The sequence below is a fragment of the Sphingomonas folli genome (assembly GCF_019429525.1).
Taxonomy (GTDB): Bacteria; Pseudomonadota; Alphaproteobacteria; order Sphingomonadales; family Sphingomonadaceae; genus Sphingomonas; species Sphingomonas folii.
In genome coordinates this window covers 235,571-252,406 of record NZ_JAHXZL010000003.1, presented here as the reverse complement: position 1 = coordinate 252,406, position 16,836 = coordinate 235,571, and the positions used below count along the sequence as shown (strand labels likewise).

12 protein-coding genes are annotated in these 16,836 nt (G+C 72.9%); 5 read left to right on the top strand and 7 right to left on the bottom strand.

The window, feature by feature from the left end:
- Positions 1-23 precede the first annotated feature (23 nt).
- Genes KZ813_RS06175 through KZ813_RS06165 form a run of 3 tightly spaced genes read right to left on the bottom strand, consistent with a single transcriptional unit; the run spans position 24 to position 3,998 of the window.
- Positions 24-1,748, bottom strand: a complete 1,725-nt coding sequence (locus KZ813_RS06175; RefSeq protein WP_219754089.1) for a class I mannose-6-phosphate isomerase — start codon at positions 1,746-1,748, stop codon at positions 24-26.
- Positions 1,735-2,664, bottom strand: coding sequence for an ROK family protein (locus tag KZ813_RS06170; RefSeq protein ID WP_219754088.1), 930 nt, complete (start codon positions 2,662-2,664; stop codon positions 1,735-1,737). Before KZ813_RS06170 ends, KZ813_RS06175 begins: the two co-directional genes overlap by 14 nt.
- Positions 2,661-3,998 (bottom strand): sugar porter family MFS transporter, encoded by a 1,338-nt coding sequence (locus tag KZ813_RS06165; protein ID WP_219754087.1) that lies wholly within the window; start codon positions 3,996-3,998, stop codon positions 2,661-2,663. Before KZ813_RS06165 ends, KZ813_RS06170 begins: the two co-directional genes overlap by 4 nt.
- A 271-nt stretch (positions 3,999-4,269) precedes the next feature.
- Between KZ813_RS06165 and KZ813_RS06160 the strand changes: the two genes are divergently transcribed.
- The gene (locus tag KZ813_RS06160; RefSeq protein WP_219754086.1) at positions 4,270-5,457 is read left to right on the top strand and encodes an ROK family transcriptional regulator; all 1,188 of its coding nucleotides are present in this window, start codon (positions 4,270-4,272) and stop codon (positions 5,455-5,457) included.
- A 13-nt stretch (positions 5,458-5,470) separates the two neighbouring features.
- Here the strand turns inward: KZ813_RS06160 and KZ813_RS06155 are convergent, their stop codons facing one another.
- Positions 5,471-6,898, bottom strand: coding sequence for a glycoside hydrolase family 125 protein (locus KZ813_RS06155; RefSeq protein ID WP_219754085.1), 1,428 nt, complete (start codon positions 6,896-6,898; stop codon positions 5,471-5,473).
- 179 nt (positions 6,899-7,077) lie between these two features.
- Here KZ813_RS06155 and KZ813_RS06150 point away from each other — a divergent pair, with 179 nt between their 5' ends.
- Together KZ813_RS06150 and KZ813_RS06145 are read left to right on the top strand one after the other, a co-directional pair.
- Positions 7,078-8,526 (top strand): glycoside hydrolase family 125 protein, encoded by a 1,449-nt coding sequence (locus KZ813_RS06150; protein ID WP_219754084.1) that lies wholly within the window; start codon positions 7,078-7,080, stop codon positions 8,524-8,526.
- A 299-nt stretch (positions 8,527-8,825) separates the two neighbouring features.
- Positions 8,826-9,227, top strand: coding sequence for a Rid family hydrolase (locus KZ813_RS06145; RefSeq protein WP_219754083.1), 402 nt, complete (start codon positions 8,826-8,828; stop codon positions 9,225-9,227).
- A gap of 144 nt (positions 9,228-9,371) precedes the next feature.
- Here KZ813_RS06145 and KZ813_RS06140 read toward each other — a convergent pair whose 3' ends face one another.
- Genes KZ813_RS06140 through KZ813_RS06130 form a run of 3 tightly spaced genes read right to left on the bottom strand, consistent with a single transcriptional unit; the run spans position 9,372 to position 14,508 of the window.
- Positions 9,372-10,070, bottom strand: coding sequence for a VIT1/CCC1 transporter family protein (locus KZ813_RS06140; RefSeq protein WP_219754082.1), 699 nt, complete (start codon positions 10,068-10,070; stop codon positions 9,372-9,374).
- The gene (locus tag KZ813_RS06135; RefSeq protein WP_219754081.1) at positions 10,067-13,231 is read right to left on the bottom strand and encodes an efflux RND transporter permease subunit; all 3,165 of its coding nucleotides are present in this window, start codon (positions 13,229-13,231) and stop codon (positions 10,067-10,069) included. Before KZ813_RS06135 ends, KZ813_RS06140 begins: the two co-directional genes overlap by 4 nt.
- Positions 13,228-14,508 carry a TolC family protein gene (locus KZ813_RS06130; protein ID WP_258046457.1) on the bottom strand — a complete coding sequence of 427 codons (1,281 nt, stop codon included), beginning with the start codon at positions 14,506-14,508 and terminating at the stop codon, positions 13,228-13,230. The genes KZ813_RS06135 and KZ813_RS06130 overlap by 4 nt, the downstream gene beginning before the upstream one ends.
- 132 nt (positions 14,509-14,640) lie before the next feature.
- Between KZ813_RS06130 and KZ813_RS06125 the strand changes: the two genes are divergently transcribed.
- Positions 14,641-15,318 (top strand): response regulator transcription factor, encoded by a 678-nt coding sequence (locus KZ813_RS06125; RefSeq protein ID WP_219754080.1) that lies wholly within the window; start codon positions 14,641-14,643, stop codon positions 15,316-15,318.
- A complete protein-coding gene (locus KZ813_RS06120) occupies positions 15,305-16,648 on the top strand; it encodes a sensor histidine kinase (RefSeq protein WP_258046456.1) in 1,344 nt (447 codons plus the stop codon). Before KZ813_RS06125 ends, KZ813_RS06120 begins: the two co-directional genes overlap by 14 nt.
- Positions 16,649-16,836: the final 188 nt, after the last annotated feature.

Below are 16,836 nucleotides of genomic sequence, written 5' to 3'. Positions count from 1 at the left end.
CCCCTGCGTTCTTGTCGTCGTTGTCACTGGTCGGACGGGCGCACCCAGGCCCGCATCACCGCGCAGGCCGCGCCCGGCGGCGCGAGCGCGCGCAGCCGGTAGCGGCCGAGGGCGGCCGGGATGACGAAGGTCTCGGCGTAATGCACCTCGAAGGGCGCGAAGGCGCCGGTCGGGCTCTCGACCACCGCCGCCGCGCCGGCGACGAGGTTGAGGACGTTGAGCGTGCCCGCGGTGTCGAGCTCGACCACCGTCTCGAACCAGGCGCGCTCGGTCTCGATGAACTCGAGCGGGTGCAGCCCGGTGCGCTCGCGGCGCCAGTCGCTCCCGCTCGCCACGCGGCTGACCTGGTTGACCAGCTCGGTGCGGGTCACCCTCTCGCGCCGCGTCCAGTCGATGTTGGCGAGGCCGTGCTCGAGGTGGATCGGGCGCGGCCGGCCGTCGAGCCCGAGCCGTCCCCAGTCCCACAGCTTGAAGGTGAAGATATACGGCGTGGCGCTGATCTCGAGCACCATCGCGTTCCGCCCCGAACAGTGGATCGTGCCCGCGGGGATCAGGAAATGGTCGTGCGCGCGCGCCGGAAGCCGGTTGACCAGCGCGTCGACGTCGGGCGCGGGCCCGCCCGCCTGCGCCGCGGTCAGCGCGGCGGCGACGGCGGCGGGTTCGGCCGCGTCGGTGAGCCCGAGATAGACGCACGCGTCCGCGCCGGCGTCGAGCAGGTAGTAGCTCTCGTCCTGGGTGTAGCGCGGGCCGAAGGCGGCGCGCGCATAATCGGCGCGCGGGTGGACCTGGAGCGAGAGGTTGCCCCCCTCCATCGTGTCGAGCAGGTCGAAGCGGATCGGGAACTCGGCGCCGAAGCGCGCGACGATATCGTCGCCGAGCAGCGCCGCGGGGCGGAGCCGCACCAGGTCGAGCGCGGGGAGCTCGAACGCCTGCTCGCCGAAGCCGAGCAGCAGGCTGTTCTCCTCGGGCACGCAGTCGAAGCACCAGGCATAGTTGGGCGGCCCGTCGGGCAGGTCGAAGGTGTGCCGCATCCACTGCCCGCCCCACGGCCCGGCGTCGAAGAAGGGGACGACGCGGAACGGACGCGCGGCGACGGCGTCGAGCGCGCGATGATAGGTCGCGCCCGCGATCATCCGCGGCACCGGCCCGTTCGCCTCCACCACGAAGTCGGCCTCGGGCAGCAGCGCATATTTCACCGCGTCGCCGACCCGCCAGTCGACGAAGAAGGCGCGCCGGTAGAGCGCCGCCGCGCGTGCCGAGCGGTCACGCCCCCCGAGGTTGGCGATCTCGCCGCGGCGCTGGCGCTGCTGGAGCTCCCACCGCGCCATGGCGACATAGACCAGCAGGTCGCGCCCGGGCAGGATCGTCGCGGCGCCGGGGCCGACGACGACCGTGCGGCGCCCCGGCGCACGCGCCGCGCGCCACGCCGCGACCTTCGCCTCGTCGAGGAAGTCGGCGATGCCGAGCGCGGGAAAGCGCGCGAACACCGGGTCGTCGCCGAGCAGCGCGTCGATCTCCGAGTCGAGCAGCTCGGGGTCGCGGAACAGCGCCGCGGTGTCGACCACCTCCGCCTCGGGCCACGCCTCCCGCAGCACCGCGAGGATCGCCGCGATGGGCGCGCCGGGATAGCATTCGACGCAGAGGTCGCGCGCGGCCTCGAGCTGGGGCAGGATCGCCGCCCACCCGGCCAGGCAGGCGTCCGCCGCGTCGTCGACGCGGGTGACGGGCCGCTTGTCATAGTTGGTCACGACGGCTCTCCCACAGCGGCGTCGCCGCGAGCAGCGCGGCGTCGGCGCCGAGCGCGCCGCGCAGCACCAGCGGCGGCTCGCCCAGGCACCAGGCGTGGCGCCGCACATGCGACTGGATGAAGGGCACCACCTCCTCCGCCGCGGCGACCCCGCCGGTGACCAGCACGCGCGTCGCGTCATAGGCGTGGACGAGGTTGAGCGCGGCGGCCGCCCAGGCGGCGAGGCAGGCGGCGCGCACCGACTCCGCGCCCGCGTCGCCGCCGCGCGCCAGGTCGAACACTGCCTTGAGGTCGGGCGCGGCGAGGTCGTGGAGCGCGCCGCGCCGCGGCAATGCCGCGATCAGCCGCGGCAGCGCCCAGCTCGACGCCAGCGCCTCGGCGCAGCCGACGTTGCCGCACAGGCAGGTCGGCCCGCCGATCGCCACGGTGAGGTGGCCGCCGAGCACCGAGGCGTGCCCGCCGCGCCCGCGCACCACCGTGCCCTGCATCAGCGCCGCCGAGCCGATCCCGGTGCCGAGGCTGAGCAGAACCGCGTCGTCGGCGCCGCGCAGCGCACCGAAGCGATGCTCGCCGAGCAGCGCCATGCGCCCGTCGACCTCGAGCAGCAGCGGTAGGCCCAGCCGCGCGCGCGCCCAGCCCGCGAAGTCGAAGCCGACCGCGTCCTCGAACTTGCCCGCCGGGGTCGAGACCACGCAGCCCCTTCGCGGGTCGACCAGGCCGGGGAAGGCGATCGAGAGGCCGCCGGCGGGCTCGCTCCCGCGCAGCGCCGTCAGATGCGCCTCCAGCGCCGGCAGCGTCGCCGCGAGCGAGGTCGGCGCGGCGAGCCTGATCTCGCGGCGCCCCTCCACCGCGCCGCCTCGGACGCGCGCGCAGGCGATGTGCGAGCCGCCGACGTCGACCGCGAGATAGGCCGTCATCGCGCCGGCTCCGCCGTGCCGCGCATCTGCCGCTCGATCTGCTCGAGCGAGGCGCCGCGCGTCTCGGGGAAGCAGCGGAACACCAGCACGCACTGCGCCGCCATGCACGCGGCGAAGAACAGGAAGGGCGCGGCCGGCGACGCCGCGGCGGCGACCGGGAAGAGCGCGGCGACCAGCGCGTCGAACAGCCAGATCGTGCCCGCGCCCAGCGCCTGCCCCGCGGCGCGCGCGTGCGCCGGGACGATCTCGCTCAGATAGACCCAGATCACCGCGCCCTGCGACGTGGCGAAAGCGGCGATGAAGCCGATCAGCACCGCCAGCATCAGCGCACGCGGAAGGGCGCCGAGCATGATCGCGGTCGCGGCGAGCAGCAGCACCGCCATCGCCGCACCGCCGACGAGGAGGAGCGGGCGGCGGCCGAGCCGGTCGATCAGCGCCATGCCGACGAGCGTGAAGACGAGGTTGGCCGCGCCGACCGCGATCGCCTGCAGGTCGGCGGAGACCTGGTGGAACCCGGCGGCCGCGAAGATATCGTTCAGATAATAGAGGATAGCGTTGATGCCGGTGAGCTGGTTGAGCGCGCCCAGGACGATCGCCAGTACCATCGGGCGCGGCGCCTCGCGCCATAGCGACCGCAGCGACACCGCGCGGGGGGCGGGGGGAGGGGGGAGCTCGACCGCCCCGTCGCCGTGGAGCAGCAGCGTCGCCGCCGCGGCCTCGTCGCGGCGGCCGCGCAGCATCAGCCAGCGCGGGCTGTCGGGCACCGCGACGAGCAGCAGCTGGAACAGCGCGGCGGGCAGGGCGGTGAGACCGAGCTTCCACCGCCACGCCGCCGCGTCGTCCGCCAGCAGCGCGCCGACCGCGGCGTTGCTCGCGTAGGCGAGCAGGATGCCGGCGACGATGCTGACCTGGAAGCTGCCGACGATCGCGCCGCGCCGCGCGGCGGGTGCCACCTCGGCGAGATAGACCGGCGCGAGCACCGACGAGGCGCCGATCGCGACCCCGGCCATCACGCGGAAGAGGATCAGCGCGCCCCAGCCCCAGGCGAGCGCGCAGCCCAGCCCCGAGACGAGATAGAGCGCGGCGGCGAGCCGCAGGCCAGCGCGTGCGCCGCGGCGGTCGCCGTACACGCCGGCCACCGCCGCGCCGACCATCGTGCCCAGCAGCGCGGACGAGACCGTCACACCCAGCGCGGCGGGCGACAGCCCGAACTGCGCGCGCAACGCGCCGGTCACGCCCGCGATCACGGCGGTGTCGAAGCCGAAGAGCAGGCCGGAGAGCGATACCGCGAACGCGGTGAACAACAGGCGCGCGCGCGATGCTGCACTGCCCATGGCACGCTCCTCCCGACGGAGGCGGCACGATGCGGTCGCGCCACCCTCTCCCTCCTGCCTCGCCGTGTCGCGCTTTGTGTCACGCCCGCGAGAGGGCACGCCGCGATCGGGGCAGTTGCCGACCTTTCCTCCGATCCGGCGGGCGCGTCAATTAGAAAAGAAAGTAGGTGTAAGTTTAGAGACGTGGTGGGAGCAGGGCGGTTGTACGTGGCGCGCGCGCCGTTTACCTGCGAGGGGAACGCCGCGCCCCGCGCCCGTCCGGAGACCCTTCTTGCCCCTGCCACCTCATGCGACGGGAGCGAGCGGGCCGGGGCAGCGGACGCTTCACGGCACCAACCCGGCGCGCGCGGGCGAGCGCAACGAGCGCCTCGTGCTCGAGGCGATCCTGCGCGCGGGCGAGTCCACGCGGCTGCAGCTGGCGGAGCAGACCGGCCTGTCACCCGCCGCGATCGCGAACATCACCCAGCGGCTGACGGATCGCGGCTTCGTGTTCGAGAAAGGACGGCGAACCGGCGTGCGCGGCATGCCCGCGATCCGTTTCGCGGTGAACCCGGACGGCTGTTTCAGTTACGGCGTCAACATCGACCGCGACCATGTCACCCTGGTCGCGCTCGATCTCACCGGCGCGGTGCGCGCGCGCTACACGCAGGAGATCGACTTCGCCGCGCCGCGGACGGTCACCGCCTTCATCGGCGATTCCATCGGCTCGCTGCTGGCCGAGCGGGCGATCGATCGCGACCGCGTGCTCGGCATGGGGGTCGCGCTGCCGGGTGGGCTGGGGCACGTCGACCTGCCCGGCCTGCCGCGCGCGTACGCCGAGTGGGACTGCGTCGACCTGCCCGCGCTGCTCGCCCCGCTCGGCGACTGGCCGGTGATCACCGAGAATGACGCGGCCGCGGCGGCCATCGGCGAGGCGCGCTTCGGCAGCGGGCTGACGCACCGCAGCTTCTTCTACGTCCTGCTCTCCGCGGGACTGGGCGGCGGGATGGTCGTGGCGGGCAGCTATCACCACGGCGCGACCGGGCGCGCGGGCCGTATCGGCTTCCTGACCGATCGCAGCGGCGCTCCGCTCCAGTCGATCGTCTCGCTGTCGGCGCTCAAGGCCGATCTCGCCGCGCACGGCATCGCGCCGATCCCGCCCGCCGAACTGGCCGGCGCCGGTCCCGCGGCAGCCGCGGTGATCCGGGAGTGGATCGAGCGGGCCGCGGCGGCGCTGGCGGGACCGATCGCCACGATCAGCTGCCTGATCGATCCCGGCGCGATCGTGATCGGTGGGCGCCTGCCGGTGACGCTGATCGACGAGCTCACCGCCGCAGTGGCGCGTCACCGCGACGCGGTGGATGATCCGGTGGTGCCCGCCGCGCCGGTGCTGACCGCGCAGCTGGCCGCCGACGCGCCCGCGATCGGCGCCGCGATCCTGCCCTTCAACGAGCTCGTCTTCCTGTCCGCGGCCGATTGAGCCGCGTCGTCGCTCAGAAGCGCTCGGCGAGCAGCCGCGGGTAGCGCGCGGCGACCGCGCCGATCATCTGCCCGAACATGCCGTTCACCCAGGCGAACCAGGCGCGCGTGAAACGCGCGGGATCGTCCTTGTGGAAGGACTCGTGCATGAAGCCGGTGCCCGCGTGGGTCGCCTTGAGCGTGCGCAGGCAATCGCGCACCACCCCTTCGTCGCGCGTCACCATCGCGCGCGCGATGATCGCCATCGGCCATACCTTGTCGAGCCCCATGTGCGGGCTGCCGATCCCGCTCGCGGCGCGACCCTGGACGAAGAAGGGGTTGCGCGGGCTCCACGCCAGCGCCGCGGTGCGCTGGTAGAGCGGGTCGTCCACCGACGCCGCCTCGATCAGCGGCAGGCCGTACAGGCTGGGGATGCCGGCGTCGTCGGCGAACAGCCAGTTGCCGAAGCCATCGACCTCATAGGCCCAGACCTGGCCCCCGCGTCCGTCGGGCACGATCGCGTGCGCGCGCAGCGCCGCCTCGACCTCGGTCGCCAGCGCCTCCGCCTCGGCCGCCGCGGCGGCGTCGCCGCGCGCCTCGCGGTGGACGCGCGCGACCTGCCGCAGGCTCGACACCGCGAACAGGTTGGCGGGGACGAGGAACGGGTAGACGCAGGCGTCGTCGGAGGGGCGGAAGGCCGAGTGGATCAGGCCCACCTTGTTCGAGGGCGGGCCATAGCCGTCGAGCATCAGGCTGTCGGTCGGTATCTTGGTCAGCCGCTGGTAGCGATACGGGCCAGGCGCGTCCTTGCGCTGCTGCACCCGCAGCGTGTCGACGATCAGCGCCGCGGAGCGGCGCCACAGCTCGTCGAAGGGCGCGGGGTCGCGCGTGGTCGCCCAATAATCGTGCGCGAGCCGCATCGGATAGCAGAGCGAGTCGATCTCCCATTTGCGCTGCGCCACGCCCGGCCGCATCTCGGTGTCGTCGAGTGTGGCCGAGTCGAGGTTGGATCGGGCGCCGGGATCGCGCACGAACGCGTTGGCATAGGGATCGATCAGGATGCAGCGCGCCTGGCGCTGGATCAGCCCGTGCAGCATCACGCGCAGCTTCCGGTCGGTGCGGGCGAGGTGGAGATAGGGCTCGACCTGCACCGCGCTGTCGCGCAGCCACATCGCGTCGATGTCGCCGGTGATCACGAACGTGTCGGGCGTGCCGTCGATCGCGCCGGAGAAGACGGTGGTGTCGAGCGTGTTCGGGTAGCAATTCTCGAACATCCAGGCGAGCTCAGGGTCGGCGATCCGGGCCTTGAGGCGGCTGAGCTCGCGCTCCACCGCGGCACTGACGAAGCGGCGCTTCGCCACCGGCGGCCTTCGGCTGACGAAGCCCGCCGCGGCGGGGGCGGCGGGTGCGCCGATCGTCAGCGCGGCGGCGCTCCCCATCACGGCGCGTCGCGTCGGGTGCATGTCTCTCTCCTGGTCTGCCTCGGTATGCCGGCGGTCGATCGGTGTGGGAGTCGTGTCGCATGCGGACGGGGGTGCAGCAATCAAAAACAAAGTAGGTGGAAGATTGCGGCGCAGCTGTGCTAGCCACGCAGGAGAGGCGCGCGCCGATGTAGCGGGCGCCGTGGACGAGAGGGTTGTGCATGGACGGTCGACACGGCGCGGGAACGGGCGCGACTCGAGGCATCGATCGACGCGCCCTCCTGGCGGCCCCCGCCGCGCTCGCCGCCCTTCCCGTCGCGGCGGCGACCCCGATGCGACCGTCGAAACGCCCGCCCGCGTCGGAGCGGCGCTTCCACAGCGCCGCGGTCGAGCGCGAGATCGTGCGCGTCAAACGGCTGATCGCCGACCCCAAACTCGCGTGGATGTTCGAGAATTGCTATCCGAACACGCTCGACACGACGGTGCTGTCGGTCACCGACGACGACGCCTTCGTGATCACCGGCGACATACCGTGCCTGTGGCTGCGCGACTCCTCGGCGCAGCTGCGGCCCTATCTCCATATCGCCGCGGGTGATCCCGCGCTGACGAGGCTGTTCCGCGGGCTGATCGCGCGCCAGGCGCGCTGCGTCCTGATCGACCCCTATGCCAACGCCTTCCTGCAGGACCCGAGCGCGCGCACGGACCTAGATTCCTCGCAGCACGATCAGACCGAGATGAAGCCGGGCGTGGCGGAGCGGAAATGGGAGGTCGACTCGCTCTGCTACGTCCTCCGGCTGGCGTCGAGCTACTGGCGCGCGACCCAGGATCGCGCGCCCTTCACCGCCGAATGGGCGCAGTCCGCGCGCGCGATCGTGCGCACGTTCCGCGAGCAGCAGCGCCGCGACGACCCCGGCCCGTACCGCTTTCAGCGCAGCAGCGTGCAGCCGACCGAGACCCAGCTGTGGAGCGTCGGCAACCCGACGCGCAAGGTGGGGCTGATCCACTCCAGCTTCCGTCCTTCCGACGACGCGACGATCCTGCCTTTTCTCATCCCCGCCAACATCTTCGCCGCGCGGACCCTGCGCGAGCTGGCGGCGGTGGCGACGGCGGCCCGCGGCGATACCGCGCTCGCCGCCGACGCCGCGGCGCTCGCTACGGAGATCGAGACCGCGCTCGCCGCCCACGGCAAGATGCGGCTGGCGGACGGGAGCGAGATATGGGCGTTCGAGGTCGACGGCTTCGGCAACGCGCTCTTCATGGACGATTGCTGCGAGCTGTCGCTCTCGGGCCTCGCGTTCCTCGGCTGCGCCGCGCCCGACGACCCGCTCTGGCGCCGCACCGAGGCGGCGGCGTGGAGCGAGCGCAACCCCTGGTTCGTCCGCGGCCGCGCCGGCGAGGGGCTGGGCGGGCCGCACGCCGGCTTCGACCTGATCTGGCCGATGGCGACGCTGGTGCGCGCCTTCTCCAGCCGCGACGATGCGCTGGTCCGCGCGTGCCTGCGCACGATCCGCGACACCGACGCCGACACCGGCTTCGTCCACGAGACCTTCCACAAGGACGACCCCACGCGTTTTACGCGGCCCTGGTTCGCCTGGGCGAACGGGTTGCTGGGGGAACTCCTCGTCACCTTGGCGAGGGGCAGGCCGCACGTTCTGCGACGAACGCTCTGACCGCCCGCGTCCAGGTCGTCGGCGCTCCGTGCCGCATCGCCCGCATCCTGGACCGTCGGGTCGAACGTGCCGCCTGAAGGGGAGGGGATCTCGCCGCGCGGGATGACCGCTCGTGGGTCTTCGCCGCGAGGAAGACCGGCCGCTCGCGTCCCCAGAGACCGGCTGAGGGTCAGCGCCCGCGAGTAGATGATGTCCTCGCTCCTATGCGCGACAGCGGCAGCTCGGGATCATCCGCGACGCGTCTAACGGATCCCGAGCGCGTTGACGGCTCTGCGGTGATGCCCGGTGGGAGGTCGATCGTGACGGAAGGCGAACGAGATCTGGTGGATACCGGCAGCGCGGCCGAGCGTGCGGCCGGTTTCTCGCAGGCGGTCCGCGTCGGCGCCATGGTCTTCGTCTCCGGTGTGAACGCGTCGGACGGCGGCGCCGTCGAACATGCTCGCGATGCAGCAGGTCAGGCACGCGTCACGCTGACCAAGATCGCGCACGCCTTGGAGCGCGCCGGCGCATCGCTAGAGGACGTGGTCCGGACACGAGTGTTCCTGCGTGACGCGGCCGACGCCCCGGCCGTCGCGGCGGTTCATCTCGAGGTGTTCGGTGATATCCGGCCTGCCAACAGCTTCGTGGTCGCCGCACCGATCGGCGATGACCGCCTCGTCGAGATCGAGGCCGACGCTGTCATCGGTTCCGGTCGGTCGTGACGGTCAGCGCCGGCATGCCGCGCGGCCTCTCACCGCCGGCGCGTCGGCGAGCCCCATCAGCGTGCGCGCGCGGCGCGGCGGCCCCTCGCGCGACGCCGCGGCCGCGTCCCGGCCCCGGCGACCCGCCGCGACCCGGCGCATAGCTCAGGCGCCGCCTCCCGGCATCACACCGCCGATCGCGGCGGTGACCCCCATCGCCAGCGCGCCGAGCAGGGCGACCCGCGCGACCCCGCGCGCGATCGAGGCGCCCCCGGCAATCGCGCCGATCGCGCCCAGCACCGCGAGCAGGAGCAGCGCGACGAGCGGGACCGCCAGCGTGACCCGCTCGCGCGCGACCAGGGCGGCCACCAGCACCGGCGCGACCGCGCCCGCGGTGAAGGCGAAGGCCGAGAACAATGCCGCCTGGCCCGGGCGCGACCCGCCCTCGTCGGCGAGGCCGAGCTCGTCGCGGCGGTGTGCCGCGAGCGCGTCATGCGCCATCATCTGCTCCGCCACCTGTCGCGCCAGTTCCGGCATGACCCCGCGTTGCACGTAGATGGCGGCGAGCTCGGCCGTCTCGGCGGCGGGCGCCCGCGCCAGCTCCGCGGCCTCGCGGGCGAGGTCGGCGCGCTCCGTATCGGCCTGCGAGCTGACCGAGACATATTCGCCCGCCGCCATCGACAGGGCGCCCCCGGCGAGCGCCGCGGTGCCGGCGATCAGCACGCCCGCCGCGCTGGCACCCGGCGCCGCGGCGACGCCGACGATCAGGCTCGACACCGAGATGATCCCGTCGTTGGCGCCGAGTACCGCGGCGCGTAGCCAGCCGACGCGGTGGACGAGATGGTGTTCGCTCAGGTCGTTCATCGGCTCTCCCCCTCGGCGCGCCTCGCGCGGCGCTCGACCCAGGTGTACAGGCTCGGAAGGAGAAGCAGTGTCAGGATCGTCGAGGTGACGATGCCGCCGATCACCACGGTCGCGAGCGGACGCTGCACCTCGGCGCCCGCGCCGGTGGCGATCGCCATCGGGACGAAGCCGATCGAGGCGACCAGCGCGGTGGAGAGCACCGGGCGCAGCCGGTCGCGCGCGCCGCGTCGAACCGCTTCCTCGACGTCGACCGGCTCGCCCTCGCGACCGTCGCGCAGCGCGTTGATATGGTCGATCAGCACCAGTCCGTTGAGCATCGCGATCCCGGACAGCGCGATGAAGCCGATCGCGGCGGTGATCGAGAAGGGCATGCCGCGCAGCCACAGCGCCAGCACCCCGCCGGTCACCGCGAACGGGATGCCGGTATAGACGATCGCCGCCTCGCGCACGCTGCCGAGCGCGGCATAGACCAAGGCGAAGATCAGCACGAGCGCGGCGGGCACCACGATCGCCAATCGTCGTCGCGCCGCCTCGAGCTGGTGATATTGCCCGCCGAACTCGACGCGATAGTCTGGCGGCAGCCCCACCTTGCCGTCGATCGCGGCGCGTGCGCGCGTGACATAGCCCTCGAGGTCGCTGGTGGAGAGATTGACCATCAGCGCGGCGCGGCGGTTGCCGTCGTCGTGCAGGATCGGCTCGACCATGCGGGTCTGGCGCAGTCGCGCCACGCGCGACAGCGGCACCAGGCCATGGTCGCCGACGCGCAGCGGCAGCGCCAGGATCGCGGCCGGGTCGGCGCGCAGCGCCTCGTTCATGCGGATCACGATCGCGTGGCGCGCCGCGTCGTGCGGGATGAAGCCGACCTCGGCGCCCGCGATCGCGTCGGTGATCGCGCGGTTGACCTCCTGCGTGCCGAGCCCGAGCCGCAGCAGCGCGGCGCGGTCCAGCTCCACCACGATCGTCCTGGGCCGCCCGGCGGTCTCGAACCCGACGCCCTCCGTGCCCGGCAGCCGCTCCAGGATCGCCTTGGCCCGGGCGGCGGCGCGCTCGAGCACGTCATAGTCGTCGCCGTAGAATTTGACCGACACGTCGGCGCGCACGCCCTCGAGCATCTCGTTGAAGCGCATCTCGATCGGCTGGGCGAACTCGAAATTCTGCCCGGCATACACGCGCCGCGCGACCCGCTCGATCCCGGCGATCAGCTCCTGCTTGGTGCGCGGCCGGCCGTCGCCCTGCGGCCAGTCCCTCTCGGGCGCATAGAAGACGTAGAGGTCGTTCTCGTTGGGCGGCATCGGGTCGGTCGCCACCTCGCTGGTGCCGATGCGCGAGAAGGTGTGGGTCACCTGCGGGAAGGCGCGGCGGATCGCCAGCTCGGTGCGGCGCTCGATCGCGAGGCTCCGTTCGAGTGACAGGCCGACGGGGCGGTACACCATCGCGGTGATCGCGCCCTCGTCGAGCTGCGGGGTGAACTGCGAGCCGAGCGAGCGGAACGCCAGTGCGGTGCCGCCGAGCAGCGCCAGCGCGGCGAGCACCAGCGGCAGCGGGTGCGCCAGCGCGCGCTCGAGCAGCGGGGCGTAGCCGCGCTGGGCGTAACCGATCACCCCGGTCGCGGCGGCGTCGCCGTGGTCGCCCGCGGGCGCGCGCAGCAGCCAGGCGGACAGCGCCGGCACGATCGTGAAGGTCCAGACCAGACCGGCGACGATCGCCAGCATCACCGCCTGCGCCATCGGCTGGAAGAGCTTGCCCTCGACCCCGCCGAGGCTGAGCACGGGCACGTAGACCAGCGCGATGATCGCGATGCCGAAACAGGTCGGCCGCGCCACCATCCGCGCCGCGCGCGCCACCGTCTCGCGCCGCTCCTCCGCGGTGAGATTCTCACCCTTGTCGCGACGGCGCGCAGCGAGCAGGCGCAGGCTGTTCTCGACGACGACGATCGCGCCGTCGACGATCAGGCCGAAATCGAGCGCGCCGAGACTCATCAGATTGCCCGACAGGCCGATCGCGTGCATTCCGCTGACCGTCACCAGGAAGGCGAGCGGGATCACCAGCGCGACGATCAGCGCGGCGCGCCAATTGCCCATCACCACCAGCAGCACCAGCGCGACCAGCAGGGCGCCCTCGCCGAGGTTGCGCTCGACGGTGTGGATGGTGCGATCGACCAGGTCGGCGCGGCTGTACTGGCGATCGATCACCATGCCCCGGGGCAGCGCGGCGCGGACGCCGGGCAGCGCGTCCTCGACCCGCAGCGCGACCTGGCGGCTGTTCTGTCCGACCAGCATCATCACCGTGCCGAGCACGGTCTCGCGCCCGTTCTGCGTCGCCGCGCCCTGTCGCGGCGCCGCGCCGATCACCACGTCGGCGAGGTCGCGCACCTGCAGCGGCAGCACGCCGCCGGCGAATTTGACCGGGATCGAGCCGATCTGCGTCGCGTCCATCACGCGCGCGTCGGTCCGGACGGTGAAGCGTTCCGCGCCGCGGCCGACCACGCCGCCGCCCGCGTTCTCGACGTTGCGCCCGACCGCCTCGGCCAGTTCGGCGGCGGTGACGTCGTGGAGCGTCAGCCGGCGCGGGTCGGGCTCGACCACGAACTGGAGTTCCAGCCCGCCGTTGGAGTTGACGTCGGCGACGCCCGCGACCGAGCGCAGCATCGGGCGCACGGTATATTCCTGCGCCTCGTACAGCGCCATCAGCTGCTGCTGGGGCGACATGCCGGAGGGCGGGCGGCGCCACTCCAGCGTGTAATAATAGATCTCGCCGAGTCCGGTGGTGATCGGCGCGAGCTGGGGCGTGCTGCCCGCGGGCAATTGGTCGCGCACCGCGGCGAGCCGCTCGGTGACGAGCTGGCGCGCGCGCAGCTGGTCGGTCCCGTCCTTGTACAGCAGTGTGACCTGACTGAGCCCGGTCTTGGTGAGCGAGCGGGTCTGCTCCAGTCCGGGCTGGCCCCCCATCGCGCGCTCGACCGGCAGCGTCACCAGCCGCTCGATCTCCTCGGGGGCGAGCGCGGGCACCTGGGTGTTGATCTGTACCTGCACCCCGGTGATGTCAGGAATGGCGTCGATCTGCAGGCTGGCGAAGGACCACAGGCCCAGCGCCGCGACGATCGCGCCGACCAGTGCGACCGCGAGGCGGTGGTGCGTCACCCAGCGGAGCAGCCGGTTCATCGCGGCAGCACGTCGCCGCCGTTGAGTGCGCGCAGCTGGAGCAGCGCCTCGATCGCCTCGCGCCGCGTGTCGAGCACCGCGGTCGTGGCGTCGACATAGGCCTGTTGCATCTGCGTGTAGGTCGCCAGCGGGATCGCGCCGAGGCGGTAGTTGCGGTCGGCGTCGGCGGCCGCGGCGGCGAAGCGGCGCGGTGCCTCCTCGTCCCAGCGGGTGAGCGCCGCGCGCTTGGCCTCATATTGCGCCGCCTGGTCGAACACGTCGCGCGCGACGCGCCGCTCGGCGCTGACCAAGGTGGCGTTGGCCTGCGCCTGGCGCCCCTGCTCGGCGGCGACCTCGCCGGCCTGACGGTTCCACAGCGGGATCGTGGTCGACAACCGCACGCCGTAGTTGGTCTCGCGGATGTCGGAGCGCGCGCGGTCGTAATAGGGGCCGACGCTCACCACCGGCACCCGCGCCCTGCGGGCGAGATCGACGCGGAGGCCCTGCTGCTCCAGCTGGGCGCGGAGCGCGCGGAGCTCGAAATTGTTCTCGCTCGCCGCCGCGGCCAAGGTCGTGCCGGTGGGCAGCGCGGGCAGGCCCATGTCGGGGCGCACCACCCGCAGCCGCGCGGCGAAGGGCTGGCCGCGCAGCTGGTTGAGCTCGTACAGGATCGAGTTGGCGTCGGCGTCGGCCCCGGCGGCGGTACGCTCGGCACCGACCGCGCCCGCTTCCAGCGCGGTCGCCTCCAGCACGGGGGAAGGCCCGGCCGGGTCGCGCGACACGATCACGCGCGCCAGCGTGCGCATCCGCGTCGCCACGGTGCGCGCCGCCGCCGCTTTCTCGTCGGCGGCGAACAGGCCGTAGCCGAGCGAGCGCGCGCGCGCCGCCAGCGTCGCGTCGAACTGGCGCAGCCCGAGCTCGGCCAGCCCCAACTGGCGCTCGGCGATGGCGCGGCGCAGCGCGATGCGGCCGCCGAACTCGATCGGCTGCACCACCGACACCGCGTAGGTGACGCCCTCGCCGGTGAGCGCGCCGCTGGTCACGTCCTGCGCGCGACGCTGGCCGAACTCGACCACCGCCTCCGGATCGGCCCAGCGGCCCGCGGCCTGCTGCTCGACCCGTGCCGCCGCGATCTGGCGCTCGTAATATTGCCGCTCGGGGTTGTTGGCGACGACGTCGCGCGCGAGCGCGTCGAGCGACAGGGCCGGCGCGGCGACCGTCTGTGCCGCCGCGGGCGCGGCGGACGCCAGCGCGGGCACGGCGAGCCAGCGCATCATTGCGGGCGCGACACGGCGCATCGATCACCTCCGTTCCTTCGCCTCGTAGCCCTGCTAGCGGCCCGGCGCGGGCGGCGTCGACTAAATCCCGGTTCAGAGTCTGAACTGCTATTCAGTTGATTCAGCACGGCGCTCGGACGCACACCGGCACGCGTGACGCGGATCCTGCTCCTCGAGGACGACGCCGGCACGGCGACCGAGATCCTGCTCGAACTCGCCGCGGCCGGTTACGACGGGGTCCATCGCACCTCGCTCGCGCACGCGCGCGCGGCGTTAAGCGAGGCGGCGGTCGACGCGATGATCGTCGACCGTCAGCTCCCCGACGGCGACGGGCTCGACCTCATCGCCGCGCTGCGCGCCGAGGGGCGCCGCACCCCCGCGCTCGTGCTGAGCGCGCTCGGCAGCCTCGACGATCGCGTGCGCGGACTGCGCGCGGGCGGCGACGACTATCTGCCCAAGCCGTTCGCGCTGGTGGAGCTGGTGGCGCGGCTCGAGGCGCTGCTGCGCCGCCCCGAGGAGGGGCGCGCCACGCGGCTGATCGTCGGCCCGCTCGACCTCGATCTGCTCGGCGGCACCGCCACGCGCGCCGGGCGCCCGCTGGGGCTGCTGCCGCGCGAGCTCAAGCTGCTCGCCTATCTGGCGCGGCGGCAGGGGCGGATCGTGACCCGCTCGATGCTGCTGCAGGACGTGTGGGGCTATACGTTCGAGCCCAACAGCAACGTCGTCGACGTCCACATGGGTCGGCTCCGCCGGAAGGTCGACGGCGAGGGCGAGGCCGCGCTGATCCGCAACGTGCGCGGCCAGGGTTATGTCTTCGATGCTCCGGGCTGACCCGGTCGCGCGGACCGGCTGGCGCTGGGGCGGGGCGCTCGCGGCGATGCTGGTCTTCCAGTCGCTCGTCCTCACCGCGATCTTCTGGGGCTTCGCCAACGACAATCACCGCCGCGCGATCGAGCACGGGCTGGCGGACGACTGCACCTTCTTCGCGCTGACCCCGGCCGAGGAGCGGCCCGAGGAGCTGCGTGAGCGGCTCAGCCGCGACATCCACCGCGAGCAGTTCCTCGCGCTGTTCGACTCGCGCGGCCGGCTGATCGCGGGCAACGTCGCGCGCCTGCCCGCGGCGAGCGGCGCGGGGCGCTCGTTCGTCGCCGCGGTCGCGCCGACCGAGCTGCCGGGGCGGACCAGCGACGTTGCCCGGCTGTCGGTGTGCGCGATGCCCGACGGCACCCGGCTGCTCACCGGCGTCGACCTCGACGACGCCGAGGAGGCGCTACGATTGGTGTGGCGCTCGCTGCTGCTGGCGCTGGTGCCGGGGCTGCTGCTCGCGCTCGGCGTCGGGCTGATGCTCGGCCGACGCGCGGCGCGCGAGGTCGACGCGGTGCGACGACTGACCGCGCGGATCGTCGCGGGGGACCTGCGCGAGCGTCTCCCGGTCGGCCGCCGCGGCGACAGCGTCAGCCTGCTCTGGGCGCAGGTCAACGCGATGCTGGACCGTCTCCAGCTGCTCGTCGCCGACGTGCGCGGGATCGGCGACGACATCGCCCATCAGCTGCGAACGCCGCTCACCCGCCTGCGCGCCGGTCTGGAGCGTGGGTTGCGCGAGGCAGGAGATCAGCGCGCGTTCGAGGCGGTGATCGAGCGCGCTCTCGCGGAGATCGATTCGCTGCTCGGTGTCGTCGCCGCGCTGCTGCGGCTGCGCGAGCTGGAAGACCACGAGTGCCGCAGCCGTTTCGGGCCCGTCGACTTGGCGCACCTGCTCGAGGACGCCTGCGACCTGCACCGGCCCATGGCGGAGGACCAAGGGATCACGCTCGTCTGCCTCGTCCACGCGAGCACGCAGGTGCGGGGGGATCCGAGCCTGCTGATGGAGGCCGTCGCCAACCTCATCGACAATGCGATAAAATTCGGTCCGGCGCGCGGGCGGGTCTCGGTCGAGCTCGAGCGTCGCGAGACGGTCGCGATTGTCACGGTACGCGACGACGGACCGGGGATCGCCGTGGGCGAGCGGGCGCTCGTGACCCAGCGCGCGTATCGAGGCGCTGGCGCCACCCGCGGCAACGGCCTGGGGTTGGCGCTGGTGAAGGGGATCGCTGACCTTCACGGCTTCACGCTGCACTTCGCCGAGGAAGATAGCGGCGTACAGCTGATCTGCCCAGTATAGAGGGTGACCGACCGGCTCGAGAGGAAGTTGGCGCACCTACCTGCTCGGCGTCCGGACGCGTAACGCGTCAAGGACGAGCTGGAACGCCGGCGACGGCTGCTTCCGACTAGGATGATAGAGGTGGTAGCCGTCGAACGGCTCGCACCATGCCTCTAACAACCGAATGAATCGCGCGCCGAGGGGTCTCC

Excerpts from the sequence above, each read along its gene's own strand:
- KZ813_RS06170 (WP_219754088.1), bottom strand. The coding sequence starts at position 2,664 with ATGACGGCCTATCTCGCGGTCGACGTCGGCGGCTCGCACATCGCCTGC.
- KZ813_RS06165 (WP_219754087.1), bottom strand. The coding sequence starts at position 3,998 with ATGGGCAGTGCAGCATCGCGCGCGCGCCTGTTGTTCACCGCGTTCGCG.
- KZ813_RS06155 (WP_219754085.1), bottom strand. The coding sequence starts at position 6,898 with ATGCACCCGACGCGACGCGCCGTGATGGGGAGCGCCGCCGCGCTGACG.
- KZ813_RS06150 (WP_219754084.1), top strand. The coding sequence starts at position 7,078 with ATGGACGGTCGACACGGCGCGGGAACGGGCGCGACTCGAGGCATCGAT.
- KZ813_RS06140 (WP_219754082.1), bottom strand. The coding sequence starts at position 10,070 with ATGAACGACCTGAGCGAACACCATCTCGTCCACCGCGTCGGCTGGCTA.
- KZ813_RS06135 (WP_219754081.1), bottom strand. The coding sequence starts at position 13,231 with ATGAACCGGCTGCTCCGCTGGGTGACGCACCACCGCCTCGCGGTCGCA.
- KZ813_RS06130 (WP_258046457.1), bottom strand. The coding sequence starts at position 14,508 with ATGCGCCGTGTCGCGCCCGCAATGATGCGCTGGCTCGCCGTGCCCGCG.
- KZ813_RS06120 (WP_258046456.1), top strand. The coding sequence starts at position 15,305 with ATGCTCCGGGCTGACCCGGTCGCGCGGACCGGCTGGCGCTGGGGCGGG.